We start from the raw sequence: 14,398 nt of genomic DNA on the forward strand, positions 1-14,398 counted from the left end.
ATTGGAGATGAGTTTTGGACTACTCCGAACCGGTTTTTTTCTTGCTTTCTTCTTTTTTCTCTTTGATTCTATCCCCATTCTTGAGCGATTTCGCGATAGCCGAATACGGCCCAATCACGACAATATCTTCAGGTTTTAGGCCGGATTTGATTTCAATAAAGTTTTCATCCTGAATCCCTGTGGTGACGTCTATTCTGGCACAAGTGTCTCCCTTTTGTAAAAAAACGGCTTCCATAAATTCACTTTCATGCACTGGTTGATCCGTTGAGCCGATTTCGTTGGAATTATTTCCCAATTTTTCCCTCTTTTTCTTTTCTTCTTCTCGGAGATCATACGCTGTTACAGCAGTAATCGGTACTGACAATACCGATTTTACCTGATTCGTGATAATGTCAACCGTAGCAGTCATGCCCGGCTTAAAAGGAGAGCCGTTTTTGGAGTCGACCAGGTTTTTGTAAGATTCTTTGTCTATTCTGATTTTTACTACAAACTTCGTTACCTGATCTGTAGATAGTGCATTCGCAACACCAAGATTGGAAGCACTGTTGGCAACTTCAGTGACTGTTCCCTTGAATTTTTTATTTTGGTAAGCATCTACTTCAATGTCTGCCGTCTGTCCTGTTTTTACACGTACGATGTCATTTTCACTGACTTCAACCTGAACTTCCATAGCTCCTAAATCAGCTATGCGCATGATTTCTGTTCCACTCATTTGGATAGTACCTACGACTCGTTCGCCCTTTTCAACATTGAGTTTGGAAACGATTCCATCAGCAGGAGCTTTTAGAGTAGTTCTGCCCAGGTTAGTTTTTTGTTCTTTGAGTACAGCCTCCGCATCACGTACCTGAAATCCTGCGGACTGTGCTTGATTTTGGCTTGCTTTGATAGAATTTTCTGCTGCTCTCAGGTTGGACTCCAAATTTTTCATAGCTGTCTCAGAGGCATCCAGGTCCATCTGAGAGATAATACCCTCTTTGAACAAACTGAGATTTCTACGGTAGCTCTTGACAGCATTCTCGTACTGTGCTTTCACCTGATCCCGATTCGCACGGGCAGTCTCAACGTTGGATTGGGAGGCTCCTGCCTGAGACCTGGCTACACTGACACCGGCCGTAGACCGTTCCACTGCAGATTGGTACATATCCGGATTGACACGAGCCAGTATTTGTCCTGCCTTGACAGAATCACCTTCTTTGACATACAATTCGACGACTTCACCTGAAACGTCTGATGATATCTTGATTTCTTTTTCCGGATAGATTTTACCACTGGCAGAAACAGTTTCTATAATGTCTCTGCTTGTTACTTTCTCCAGGTAAACCTCCGTACCCTTCGGCCTTGACTTACCTTTGATGATAGCGGCAATGATAAGGACCAGGGCAAGTGAAATGCCGATGATCCACCACCATTTTTTTGATTTTTTTGGACTGAGTTGACGATTCATAAACTTAAAATGGAGAACTTTTAGTTGATTTTCTTTCCTGCATAATAATCCAACACTTTTTGCTTGAAAAGCAGGTCGTATTTTGAAATCAAGAGGCTGACACGTGAGTTGAGTAAATTGGTTCGGATAGCATCCAATTCATATGTGGTAGCTGCTCCGATAGAGAATTTTTTTTCAAGCTTCTCTGCAGTGATTTTACTCGCCTGGTAGGTTTTGTCGGCAGCTTGGTATTCTTTTTCAGCTGCTTTGAGGTTGCTGGAGGCCGTATGGATATCCTGACTCAAGGCTAGTTTTTTTGATTCCAGATTGATTTGCTGCTGCCTGCTATTGATCTTTGCCCTGGCTACAGAATTTCTTGTCCGGTTTTGGCTGAGGATTGGTATTTGGATATTTAAACCTAAACCATAGCCTAGAAACAAATCGAACTGTCTTCTGAACGGGATGGATCTCAAACCATCGACGACCGGAGATTCTTGTTCGAATATTACCTGGCGTCCATCGATGTAGATACCGGGGACAATTGTCTTTTTGATCGTGTACCCGCTGATTTCTTTTGCTGCATTCGAATAGTTTGATCCTAAATTGGCTCCAATTCCTACAGATGGAAAATAAAGTGAGCGCGAGATTTTCTCACCTATATTGGCTGCTTCCAACTGGAGCTTTGCAGCTTTCAGCCCGGGTTGATTTTCGACAGAAATATCATACAAAAAGCCGGGTTCATAGGTTTCTATGACTATTGTATTCAGCTGAGCATCACTCAGTTTTTCAAGCTCAAAGAGGGTAGATTCTGGAACTCTGAGCGCCTGTCTAAGTTTGAGCCAGGCAAGATCAAAATTATTCTCAGCTGTGACAAGTTGCTGCTCAGATCTTGCCACCTGGGTTTGCAATTCCAATCCATCCAGTTCCGGTTTTGAACCGGCCTTGATAAGACTGTTGACCTGTTCTAGTTGCCTGTTGGAGGCAAGGAGGTTTTCTGATGCAATGTCTATGCTTTCATCAGTCAACAGCACATTTAGATAATATGCTGCTACCTGAAGTGACAGGTCAAGCTCTGCCTGTTGATAATCCAGATTTTCTGCATCATAAAGTTGCTTTGCCTGCCGGATTGAATTGCGAATATATCCACCCTGAAATAAAGTGATACTTGCATTCAAACCATAGTTTCCTGAAATGATATTTTGGGTGATATAGTCATTGGAACTGGGATCGATATTTCTACCAAAATTAATCCCACCATTCGCAAAACCTGAGAGCTGCGGGGTCATGAGAGATTTTTGATCACTCAATTGAATTTTGGCTTGCTCAAGTCTGAGTTGTTGAGATTTCAGGCTCAAATTATTTTCTACAGCGATGTCGATACATTTTCGAAGCGACCACGTTTCTTGAGCTTGCAGCTTGAAATGCGTTGCCCAAAGGAGGAAGAGTGCAGCGATTGCAGCAAAATTCAAAGATGGGGCAACAAGCGTTATTCTCACTGCCTTGTTTTTAATCTGATGTAACATGCGCATGGACTTGAATTTTTGCTTTCATTTCTAATGCAATATTAAATGATCTGGTTTGCTCTGAGCACAATTATTCGAAGAAAAGGCGGATTTGGCGGATGAATTTACAGAAAAATCGGTCTATAAATGCCAGACAGGACCTTGTATATTATTTGTTGTAAGAAAAAAACTGCTTGAAATATTTCAATTGATCGTATCGGGCACCAAATGGTCGATAATACACTCCCATATAATATTCATTTTCGGTTTCTTGTGAGTTGCCTTCCAGTTCAGAAAAATCAGGCAGTCCGCGCTCATCCGGGACAGCATAGAAAAAATTATAAATACCGGTTTTTAGCAATACTGAGGCTTTGTAGGATTGGTCGGATTGGTCGTATTGCATTTTAAATTCGGGCTTCAATTGCCAATCAGTCAATGCGCCTACGATATAAACAGCTTTATCGACCTCTGGAACCTCCAACCGGAAGTGGGCTTTAAAGTATTCGGCAGATGTGTTCTTATTTTGGTCAGAAATTCCGGTGATGACATATTTGCCATTAAAGTCAAAATCGCTTACGAAAGGCTTGTAAGCTCTACTAAAGTCAGTCGTCAAGTATGCGTGATAGTCCCCACCCTTTTCGTCCCAAGTGACGATGTCTCTAGTTTTTGAGACCACTGTCCTGATATCTTTTTGCCTGAACTCTTTCAGGCCGGGAAAGCTAAACACTGACCTTTTATCAAAGCGGAATATGTTATCGAGGCTACTGTTGGGATCATTGCTGCTTATCAGAGAATAGGGATTCTGGTTTTGCCATACTTGGAGGGTAACTTCATTCGTAGCTATGTGTTTTTCAGAATGAATGGCTTGCACTTCAAAAGTGAATTCTTGATGGGAGTGCACCTCTGCAGGACGATAAGGGGTTTCAATTCTGTATTTGACGGAAAAGCTCTGGTCTGTAATAAAAAAACGTCTGCTCAGAAGCAGAGTGTTGTCTTCTTCATAAACTAGTACGATATAATTTCCTGACACTAAAAATCTACAGTTAGAATTCGGCAAACTGAGAGAATAATGAGTATATGGGTAAAGAGTCCGCAGAGAGGTAGAATAGTCGGTGATATCAGCTCTATCAAAACCCTCCATATATTCTGGTAATTCCAGGTCTGAAGGGGTCCAGTCAGAGTTGAAATGATAGATTGAATAATAAAGTCTGCGTCCCTGTGATTCAAGGAGATCGAACTGCAGACTTAGACTTTGGTTGCTTTTGAGATAGAGCACAGGTGCAACGATACTATCGGAATTGTGAAAGAGCTGAACTGTATATACTTTTGAATCATAGATGGTGTCTTTGGGGACGAATTCCTGAGCAAACAAACGACCATTCCAGATAAACAAGCATAGGCATAAACTCAAATACAGGCGCAGAGTTTGTTGAAAAAATAACATGTATGGATTGCTATCTGATCGGCTTTTCATGATTTAACTATGTAAACGTCATTTTGCCTGAAAAGATTTCTGAATAATAAGGAAGGATGTGGATATAGAGCAAATGGCAGCTGGGATCCTCCAGGGAACCATTTTTAATCGGAGAATGAAAATTTTTAGATTGTAATTAAAAGTATTATATTTGTAAAACAAATCCGATTGGATGGCCTGTGATTTTTCACCAAATATTCAGTGGATGACGAAGTTTTTATAAATAGTAAAATATTTGTTATCATTACTGATTATATACGATGAAAAATTTGTTGAATTGAAATTGTTTATTATTTCGACCAATTCATCCAAAAATATGAGAAGACTATTCTTTATTTGTTTAATTATTTTACCTCTGTTGAGTTATTCTCAGGTAAAAAAAATGAGTCCTAAGCAAAGCAGCAATCCTTATCCATTAAAGACTGCGGATCATCTGGTATTTTCAGGCAGATTTGACACTGTGCAACTGTACAATGACTTCACGAGTATAGGTTATGCTTCTGCTTTGAAAGATAAAAGAAAGGTAAAGATGTATCCTATTGCAACTTCTCAAATCAGAGAGAAAGAAACTTACAATGCCTTGAATCTTTATATTTTATTTGGAGATGGCGAAACAATGGGGCTGTTATCTTTTATGAGACCTAGATTCAAAAAAGGTATATCAGATATTAAAAATATAAATTTTATGGAGGATGGCTATTACCATATTCAGAATCAACATGGGTGCAGCGGTGAAGAAAATTATAGAATTGTGGTGGATGAGAAAGTAAAATCTTTTTTAAAAATAATAAGCTACAATGAAGAAACCGGGGAACTCAAAGCAAGATTTCGAGTTCACTATGAAATGGATGCTAATGACAAGCGAAAATATCTAAGCTCACCAAAAGTTGTATTATTTGAAGATGGTGTGATCCACACCACAGTATTTAAGATTTATGAATGATTCCGGAATCCTATTTGTATTAAATTGAAATCAACAGGATTCGATCCATTACATTGATCTCAATACAATTCAAGTATTGGAGTTCAAAATGTAATTCTTGCTACAAATGTAATGTAATCTGTTTCTCTGTTGTAGATCATATCGGGCTATTCGGTACCAGGCCAGTTGATTGGTCCTTGATCAGGATGCTACTGATTCACATGAAATAAACTTTTTTTAAAGTTTGTGCGTTTACAATAGCTCAATCGTAAAATTATGTATCCAATAGAACTTGTTCGTCCCATGACACAGGAACTCACGGAGCTGGGTTTCAAAAGCTTACATTCTGTCCCTGAAGTAGATCAGGAACTCAATAAATCTCAGGGGACCTGCCTATTAGTAGTCAACTCGGTTTGCGGGTGTGCCGCACGGAATGCTCGCCCTGCTGTCAGGGTGGCTCTGGAAAAAGGCCCAAGACCTGAGAAATTAGTGACTGTCTTTGCAGGTGTAGATACAGATGCTACCTCACGAGCACGAGAATATTTGTTGCCCTATCCTGCTAGTTCACCGGCTATGGCGCTGTTTAAAGATGGCAAATTGGTTACCATGATCGAAAGACACAGCATAGAGGGAAGGTCGGCAGATATGATTGCAGCTGATTTGAATAAAGCATTTGAAAAATTTTGTACCGCCCAATGAGAAAGATAAATCAGGCGCTCAGCGCAATATTGGCTTTTACATCATTTCTTAGCGTAACGAGAGCTGAATTGAAGCCTATGATAGACAAGGAACAGCTGAAGAAAGAGAAGCAGGATCTCAAGGAATTCAAAAAGCTGGCAAAAGAATTTAATAGCGCGATCAAGTCTTCTAACCTTGATTACCAGAACGTCATCTGGCAGCGTGTAAGGGTGTATATAGATAAGGAAATTAAAGAGACCAGTTCAAGAGTAGGCACGATGCAGAAAAGTAATTTGATTCGTCCCAACAAGATGAATGCACAAGACTCAGTTGAGATGGCTGACCTTCCACAAGGATACAATCCACATGTCAATGGCCAGATTAAAAACCTGAGCAAGGAAGAAATCGAAAAAGCTAAAAAACAAAATGAGAAAATTGGTGATTTTGTAGAATTGAGTAAAAAACAAAAATCTTTGTTACAGCAAATTTCACAATTGAAGGAAATAAACTCCACCACGACTTCAGGGGTACTTCAAGAAGCCAAATCTCAGATCCAGAAATTTTTGATGTTGATGAAAGACGAATTGGTATTGTTGAAAAAGTTGGCTTAATCCCGATTCAATTCCTTTTTTTGAAACGAAATCTCAAAGCTTTCCATAAACATAGGATCAAAAATATAGCACTAGCTGCTATGGCGATATGAGCGATGACGTCACCTGTAAAACTATATAAGCTATGCTCGTCGTTGAGTTGGATTTCGGCAGCTACGACGCCCTCAGTGTCATAAGCCCGCGCATGATGCACTATACCTCGTTGGTCGATGGTGCATGATATTCCGGTATTTGCCGCCCTCGCTATGTCCCGACGAAATTCAATGGCTCTGAGTGCACCGATCATCAGGTGCTGTTTGTAGCCTGGAGTATCGTCCCACCATCCGTCATTAGTCAGTATACAAATGGCTTCTGCACCATTGCGGATAAAACCGGCGAGAAATTCACCATAAATACTCTCATAGCAGATCACAGGTGCAATTTTGCAATCTCCCTCATTAAAAACGGTCCTTTGACTTTGACGTGCAAATCCCTCAATGGATCCACCCAACATATCGACAATAGGCTTCAGAAAAGGTAATATTTTTCTATACGGAAAAATTTCAGCTCCAGGCACCAATCTGGATTTGTTATAATATGCGGAAGATTCGGGTAATGCTAAAAGTGCTGCATTCGAAATTTCATAGTAATGACCGGGACGTCTTCTGCTTTCTCGAGCAGATGGGCCTGGAACTTCACCCGGAAAATACTGTCTTTTCGCTGTTATACCTGAGAGCAAACTCCTATGATTGGAGTCAACGATCATTTCTCTCCATTGGTGAAGGCGATTGTCTGCTTCCAAAGCAGTCAACTCAAACGGTAATGAATTTCCAAAGCTAGTTTCAGGGAAAATCACAAGCTGCCCACTATCTGCAAGGTATGGTTCCAGCAATTGCATACATTTGTTGAATTGCAAGTCTTCATCCACCTCAAATTTTTGGTAGTGTGGCTCATAATTGGATTGAACAATAAGTACTTTTTTGCTTCTTCCTTTCTCTTCATAATGATGAAAAATGTATAATGAAATTAGCAAAGGAATCAATATGGAGCACAAAATTGCAATTGGGTATAGAACTCTTTTGGGAAAATCACTTTTCTGAGAAATATTTGACCTGTTTTTAATCCAGAAGAACAACAAGACATTGATCAACCATATCCAAAGGGCGCCACCAAATATTCCTGTGAATTCATACCATTGGATCCATCTGACATTTGATGCAAATGAGTTACCTATGCTGAGCCAGGGCCACGAAATTTCCCAGTTGAGATGAATGTACTCCCAACTCATCCAAAAAACAGGAAGTGAAAGCCACCTGAGTTTGTTGAAAAAGCGTCCTGTCCAGATGGCTGCCATCCAGGGGATCGTCATGAACAAACTATTCAGTGTAAACGCAGCAACAGCAGGTATCAAAGCTGAATTAGCTACCCAGAATGTGGTACAAATGTTCCATACCAAAAATGTATGATAAGCATATGTCCATTGTATCAAAGTTCTATTCTTTCTTTCCGATTTTTCAATTTCTTCACTTGCTATCATTAAGGGCACAAAGGCTACAAACATTAATGGAGCAAGAGGAAGTGGAGGAAATCCAAGACTCAATATAATGGCGCTCAAAGTGGAATAGATCAGGTATTTTATTTTTGAATCGTCTGACCACAATAGTTTTTTACTCAGACTGACAATTATTGTCCAAGTTGCCAGGAACAAACCAAGAGGGAGATAAGACCAAAAGCGTTGTTGTGACATTAAATACGAGGTAGTAATGACCCCTACCAATCCTACCGACAATGCCACGAGCTGAGCTTGGTTATATCTCATTTGCATCGGTTTCAAAATCCATTATGAAATACGAATCTGACATGATGATCTAAAGTAAAGTGAGTCACCACGAAATTACATCGAAAATTCAAAAACGCCTTCAAAGGATTTTAGTCCTTCATAAACCATGTCGGTTGGTAGTCCCATGATATTTGCATATGAACCTTCTATGCGCGCTATCTTAGACAATCCTATCCATTCCTGTACAGCATATGAACCTGCCTTGTCATATGGTTTGAAAGTATCGATATACCATAAAATTTCTTCATGATCAAAAACGCGAAAATAAACTTCTGAAGTAGCTGTAAATGATAATTTTTTGGACTTATCGCGAAGGCACACTCCTGTATAGACAGTGTGCATTTTGCCGGAAAGATGGGCCAAAATGCGATAAGCGTCCTTGGCGTCCACTGGTTTGCCAAAGATTTGATTTCCCATGACAACTACGCTGTCAGCAGTCAGCAGTATTTCATCATTCTGTATAAATGAAATCGAGGCTTCAGATTTTTTTTCAGCTAGAAATTGAGCAATTTCGTGCAAAGGAGTTTCATCCGGATAATTCTCATCAATTTCTGTTTTTTTTACTTCGAAATCATATGATGCTTCTTCCAATAATTGTTTTCTCCTTGGGGAACCGGATGCAAGAATAATTTTTCGTCGATTGATATATCTGTTATCCATTTGTAAGTATCTGATTACATTAATACAGTAAAAAGTAAATCATACCGATAAGCATATACCATTTTGCGGCAATGCTCAATTGATGAAATTGTTTTTTTTCTTTTGCTTTAATCAACATCGTCGTCAATACAATCAGAGGTAGTAATATCAAAACACCAAACTTTAGTTTCGCTGATGCATCGTTCGATTGTAGAAAATACAAAAGCTCAATTCCAAATAATATCATGAGTACAGAGGCAGCGATCATCTTTGCTGCTGATGATCCATACACGACAGCTAAGGTCTTGCAATCGCATGAGCTGTCACCGTCAATATCTTCGATGTCTTTTATGATTTCACGAAACAGGTTACTGCATACAGCAAATGAAGTCAAGATGGCTATGTGTTGAAAGGCAAACCATTTATTATCAAAATTCTCGTTGAGAAAAACTTGCCAGTTTGCATAAGGAATTAATAGCAGGGAGAAACCAATAAAAACCGATACAGCAATGTTCCCCAAGAGCAGACTGCATTTGAGTGAAGAGGAGTACAGATACAGGAGAAAATTTGTTGCAGGAAAAATTATCCAAGACATTAAAAATCCATATTTCCACGCCAGATAAATACTGATCAAAGTACCTAGAAAGATCATCGAGAAATAAATCTGATAAGCCCTACGAACAGATATCAGTTTCGGTACTATATTTTTTGTCCTGTTGACAGCATCTGTTTTTTGATCGAAGATATCATTAAGCACAAATCCTGCTCCTGCTACCAAGAGAGTACAAACCACCAGCAGTGCAATATCTGTACATGAAAATAATAGCGATGTCTCAGGGATGGTATGATGGATAAACCTAAAATAAATTAATAATTGAGCTGCAGCAATGATCAGTAGATTTGGCCATCGCACCAAACGAAGAACAGCAATCACCACAATTGTTTAGCCTGTAGGATTTTTTCAATGATATCTCTTACACATGTATCACCTCCTTTGCGTGGGGAAATATAATCTGCAATCTCCAGAGTTTCAGGAACTGCATCTGCAGGTGCGCAAGCTAATCCCACGTATTTCATGCAACTGATATCCATTATATCATCACCCATGTATGCAATATCTTCCGGACTGAGGCTCCAGTTTTGAAGGACTTGTTTAAGTACTGGCAACTTATCTTCCACTCCGAGATATACATCACTAATTCCAATGATTTCTAATCTTTTTTTGGAGCCAAATGATTTACCACCTGAAATCACTGCAATTTTTATTCCTGCATCCAATGCGCGTTTGATAGCATAACCATCTCGTACATTCATACTCCTCAGAAATTCTCCTTGATCGGTAACCAATATTGTATTATCAGTAAGCACACCGTCAATATCCAGAACCAATCCACGAATTTTTGAAATTTGTTGATAATATGTCAATCCTTCAATATTTAAGTGAGGGACAAAAATATTCTTATCCTTTCATAAATAGTTTTTTTACACCTTTTAAAATAATTGGTGGTGTAACATTTTCAACTATATTGACCAGTGTATTGAAATTTTTCATTTTATTGCCATCCAAGCCATCGGCTCTTTCTTTGAAAATGGTCATATGTTCCTTTTTGAAGGGATCTATTTCTTCCTGGGGGCGACCGTTGGTATAGTAATACAGTGCTAGCGATTTGCGACTCCATCCTTCCGGGCAGCTTAATGGATCTGGATGTCCGTGCCAAGAGTAATCTGTGGTAGAAAACATCGCCATTCGATTGAATACAGGCAACACTTTTTTGACACAATGTTGCATTTCTTTATCCCACAATTCGAAATGACCTCCATATTCCTCTTTCCAATCTTTATTGAGGTACACCAATACGTTCAACCTTCGGTCAAGTTTAGTAAATTTATTTTTATTAAAGTCAGCATGAATTTTTAGAAATCCGCCCTTTTTAATTTGATGAAAGCCTCCACCTTCAAAATAAGGATCCGGAATCAGTGCATCGATTCCTGTCAATTCAGTTAGAAATTCTAGAAAGGTCTGAGAATTTAAAAAATGTGCAAACATTTTGCTCGTTTCACCAAACCGGTGCTCACCTCTGCTCGCATATTTATTTTCATTGGGATTATTGTAATGCAAGTCAGTTCCTTTTTCCATATCGGGAAACTCTGCCAAAACCTGATCCAGTACTTCGGGATTGAACACATTGTCGAAGTATGCGCTTGGAAACGGATCAGCGTTTTTGTATTTGTCTTTATTCTGGCGAGCCACCTCTAAAAGGTCTTGATATGCCGGTGCTAAAAATTGCATATTAAAATTTTTTATATGTAAAAGTACAACGAATTCCTAAAAACAGACAAATTGATCTTTATTTTTTTGGGGATAAGACAGAATGATCTGAATCGAATATCAATCATCTACCCACATAGATCAGCAGTATGGAAATATCAGCAGGTGAGACACCACTGATCCTTGTTGCCTGGCCGATCGTGATTGGTTTTATTTTGCTGAGTTTTGATTTTGCCTCATTGGAAAGTGCAGCGATAGAGTAATAGTCAAAGGACTCCGGTAGAGGAACGCTTTCAAGACGACTCATTTTCTCAGCCATTTCCTGTTCTTTCTTGATATATCCTTCATATTTCACTTGAGTCTCAGTCAGGTCCAATATTTCGTCGTCATACGGTGAAAGAAAAATATCAATTCCGGCCTCAAGAGATTTGAGCTCCTTGAGGCTTATATCAGGTCGAGACAAGAGCTGGAGCCACTTGGTTTTTTGATCTACCCGAGCTGAGGATTTTGACTCGAGATATGAATTTATCTGCTCAGGGGATGCAGTATTGGTCTGTAGAAACTCTTTGATTTTTACCAGGGCTTCTTCTTTTTGTCGGACTCTTTGCATGCGATCCTCCATTCCATTCATGCCTTGCGCGAGTGCGAGAGGAGTAAGTCGGAGATCTGCATTGTCCTGTCTCAGAAGAATCCTAAATTCTGCCCTTGAGGTGAACATTCGATACGGTTCATCTGTGCCTTTGTTGACAAGATCGTCAATCAGTACCCCTATGTATGCATCAGATCGGCTCAGGATGACAGGAGATTCGTCTTTGACAAATTTTGCCGCATTCCAACCAGCCATAAATCCCTGGCAAGCAGCTTCTTCATAGCCTGTTGTCCCATTGATTTGACCGGCAAAAAACAAGCCTTGCACGAGTTTGGTCTCCAGACTTAGTTTTAACTGAGTGGGCGGAAAATAATCATATTCTATAGCATATCCCGGCCTGAACATGCGCACATTTTCTAGTCCGGGAATCCTCGTGAGTGCTTTGTACTGAATATCTTCAGGAAGAGAGGAAGAGAATCCATTCAGGTATATTTCCTGCGTATCCCATCCTTCTGGTTCGATGAATAGTTGGTGTCTGTCGCGCTCACCAAACCGCTCTATTTTATCCTCAATGCTCGGACAGTATCGTGGACCAAGTCCCTGAATTCTTCCCGCAAACATGGGACTTTTATCAAAGCCGGTACGGAGAATTTCGTGGACTTCAGGGTTGGTGTAGCTAATATGGCAACAAAGTTGACGTGAAAGTGGCGGAGTTTCCGTAAATGAGAATCTGGAAGGATTGTTGTCACCCTCCTGGATTTCAGTTTTCGAATAATCAATACTTCGGCCATCCAGACGAGGAGGCGTTCCTGTCTTCATCCTACCGGATTCAAATCCCAAAGAGACTAATTGTTCTGTGATGCCTTTTGCAGCCGATTCTCCGGCTCTACCGCCGCCAAATTGTTTTTCACCAATGTGTATAATTCCATTGAGGAAGGTTCCATTGGTTAATACCACCGTTTTAGCCTGGATATGGATTCCAAGACTGGTTACAATACCGCAAACCCGATTCTCCTTGACTTGTAAACCGGAGACCATGTCCTGCCAGAAATCAATGAGAGGATGAGCTTCTAGCATTTGCCTCCATTTTCTGGCAAAGAGCGCTCTGTCACTTTGAGCGCGTGGACTCCACATCGCAGGCCCCTTTGAGCGGTTGAGCATACGAAATTGCACCATGGTATGATCTGTCACGATACCGGAATATCCGCCAAGGGCATCAATCTCTCGGACGATCTGTCCTTTGGCGACGCCACCCATAGCCGGATTACAAGACATCTGTGCGATAGCTTGCATGTTCATCGTGATCAGAAGCACCCGACAACCCATATGGGCTGCAGCGACCGAGGCTTCACAACCTGCATGACCGGCTCCAACTACAATGACGTCATATTGAGGAAATATTCCGGACTCATTCATTCCATCTGTATTGCATGGTCGGCAAAGTTAAGACAAAGGCATCTACTATTGGAATTGAATGAATTTTCCTCAGTAGCTTCCGCTCTGGTTGGAAGCGTGTGAATTGAAATTTACACTAGGCGTCAGGAATATTAGGCTCTACTAATTTGGTGAGTTTTTCCAATGATTCTTGCCACCCGAGATAACACATTTCGAGGGGAATCATTTCTGGAATTCCTTCTTGGACTATCGAAATTTCAGTGCCACAAGTGACCTGTTTCAAGTGAACAGTGGTAATCATTTGGCCCGGTAGATTGGGGTCATCGAAAATATCCGTCTGGCGGATTAATTCATTTTCTTTAAGATCCAGGTATTTGCCACCAAATGAATGACCATTACCTGTGGTGAAATTTACAAATGACATTTTATAATTTCCACCTACTCGTACATCCATTTCGTGGACTTGGCAAAGAAAGCCATAAGGAGGAATCCAAGAAGCTATAGCTAATGGGTCTGTATATGCTCTATACAGTTTTTCCGGGCTAGCTTTGATGACACGGTGTAGTTTTACTACATGTTTTGATTCACTCATGATTTCAATTATTGGTTCTAACGCGAATGTACGATATACTGCAATATGAAATTTCAAAATGAAGAAACTAAGACCGACTCCCTGCTGGAGAGCCAAATGCCGGCTGTTAAGATCAGAGTAAGAAAACAATAACGATTGGAATATAATATGGGTCGATTCAAACTATATTAATTTCAAAATCCGAACCAAGGTATAAAAGGGAATTAAAATATTTCCATTTGAAATGAATGCCATGGCGATCGAAGACTATCTCAAGAGTTTGTAAACCCATTTAAATACAACGATGTCTAACTGAAAAATACCCTACAACTTATTTTTTCTTTAATATGTTTTGGGCTGCAGCGGATGTCCAAGAATATAGTTCAAAGTGATTCTTGCTAAGGTCTTAAGTCAAGGTCTTTTTACTATGGTTTCTATTTTGACGCTATAATCATTGTTAGGATGAACACAACTAACACATGATGTTTAATTTTTTTTTAAAATGA

13 protein-coding genes are annotated in these 14,398 nt (G+C 39.9%); 3 read left to right on the plus strand and 10 right to left on the minus strand.

Going from position 1 to position 14,398, the window contains the following annotated elements:
- Nucleotides 1–19: 19 nt before the first annotated feature.
- The 3 genes from IPI99_06515 to IPI99_06525 all read right to left on the minus strand — a co-directional run bounded on the left by IPI99_06515 (nucleotide 20) and on the right by IPI99_06525 (nucleotide 4,399).
- Entirely contained in the window at nucleotides 20–1,444 is a 1,425-nt protein-coding gene (locus IPI99_06515) for an efflux RND transporter periplasmic adaptor subunit (GenBank protein ID MBK7340164.1), read from the minus strand.
- A gap of 20 nt (nucleotides 1,445–1,464) precedes the next feature.
- Nucleotides 1,465–2,946 carry a TolC family protein gene (locus IPI99_06520; protein MBK7340165.1) on the minus strand — a complete coding sequence of 494 codons (1,482 nt, stop codon included), beginning with the start codon at nucleotides 2,944–2,946 and terminating at the stop codon, nucleotides 1,465–1,467.
- 148 nt (nucleotides 2,947–3,094) lie between these two features.
- Complete coding sequence (locus IPI99_06525) at nucleotides 3,095–4,399, minus strand: DUF5103 domain-containing protein (GenBank protein MBK7340166.1); 1,305 nt, start codon at nucleotides 4,397–4,399, stop codon at nucleotides 3,095–3,097.
- A 382-nt stretch (nucleotides 4,400–4,781) separates the two neighbouring features.
- Here IPI99_06525 and IPI99_06530 point away from each other — a divergent pair, with 382 nt between their 5' ends.
- From IPI99_06530 to IPI99_06540, 3 genes are all read left to right on the plus strand, one after another.
- Nucleotides 4,782–5,342 (plus strand): hypothetical protein, encoded by a 561-nt coding sequence (locus IPI99_06530; GenBank protein ID MBK7340167.1) that lies wholly within the window; start codon nucleotides 4,782–4,784, stop codon nucleotides 5,340–5,342.
- 255 nt (nucleotides 5,343–5,597) lie between these two features.
- Nucleotides 5,598–6,020 (plus strand): BrxA/BrxB family bacilliredoxin, encoded by a 423-nt coding sequence (locus IPI99_06535; protein MBK7340168.1) that lies wholly within the window; start codon nucleotides 5,598–5,600, stop codon nucleotides 6,018–6,020.
- Nucleotides 6,017–6,610, plus strand: a complete 594-nt coding sequence (locus IPI99_06540) for a hypothetical protein (GenBank protein MBK7340169.1) — start codon at nucleotides 6,017–6,019, stop codon at nucleotides 6,608–6,610. Before IPI99_06535 ends, IPI99_06540 begins: the two co-directional genes overlap by 4 nt.
- A gap of 7 nt (nucleotides 6,611–6,617) precedes the next feature.
- On the opposite strand, the gene lnt is transcribed toward IPI99_06540, so the two are convergent.
- From lnt to IPI99_06575, 7 genes are all read right to left on the minus strand, one after another.
- Entirely contained in the window at nucleotides 6,618–8,408 is a 1,791-nt protein-coding gene (gene lnt / locus IPI99_06545; GenBank protein MBK7340170.1) for an apolipoprotein N-acyltransferase, read from the minus strand.
- A gap of 75 nt (nucleotides 8,409–8,483) precedes the next feature.
- The gene (gene maf / locus IPI99_06550) at nucleotides 8,484–9,089 is read right to left on the minus strand and encodes a septum formation protein Maf (GenBank protein MBK7340171.1); all 606 of its coding nucleotides are present in this window, start codon (nucleotides 9,087–9,089) and stop codon (nucleotides 8,484–8,486) included.
- Nucleotides 9,090–9,108: 19 nt separating this feature from the next.
- The gene (locus tag IPI99_06555) at nucleotides 9,109–10,005 is read right to left on the minus strand and encodes a UbiA family prenyltransferase (protein MBK7340172.1); all 897 of its coding nucleotides are present in this window, start codon (nucleotides 10,003–10,005) and stop codon (nucleotides 9,109–9,111) included.
- Nucleotides 9,999–10,502, minus strand: coding sequence for an HAD-IIIA family hydrolase (locus IPI99_06560; GenBank protein ID MBK7340173.1), 504 nt, complete (start codon nucleotides 10,500–10,502; stop codon nucleotides 9,999–10,001). The genes IPI99_06555 and IPI99_06560 overlap by 7 nt, the downstream gene beginning before the upstream one ends.
- A 25-nt stretch (nucleotides 10,503–10,527) precedes the next feature.
- The gene (locus tag IPI99_06565; protein MBK7340174.1) at nucleotides 10,528–11,115 is read right to left on the minus strand and encodes a 2OG-Fe(II) oxygenase; all 588 of its coding nucleotides are present in this window, start codon (nucleotides 11,113–11,115) and stop codon (nucleotides 10,528–10,530) included.
- 346 nt (nucleotides 11,116–11,461) lie between these two features.
- Entirely contained in the window at nucleotides 11,462–13,327 is a 1,866-nt protein-coding gene (mnmG, locus tag IPI99_06570) for a tRNA uridine-5-carboxymethylaminomethyl(34) synthesis enzyme MnmG (protein ID MBK7340175.1), read from the minus strand.
- Nucleotides 13,328–13,457: 130 nt separating this feature from the next.
- Entirely contained in the window at nucleotides 13,458–13,913 is a 456-nt protein-coding gene (locus IPI99_06575) for an SRPBCC family protein (protein ID MBK7340176.1), read from the minus strand.
- Nucleotides 13,914–14,398: the final 485 nt, after the last annotated feature.

This window comes from Saprospiraceae bacterium, from assembly GCA_016710235.1.
GTDB lineage: Bacteria > Bacteroidota > Bacteroidia > Chitinophagales > Saprospiraceae > Vicinibacter.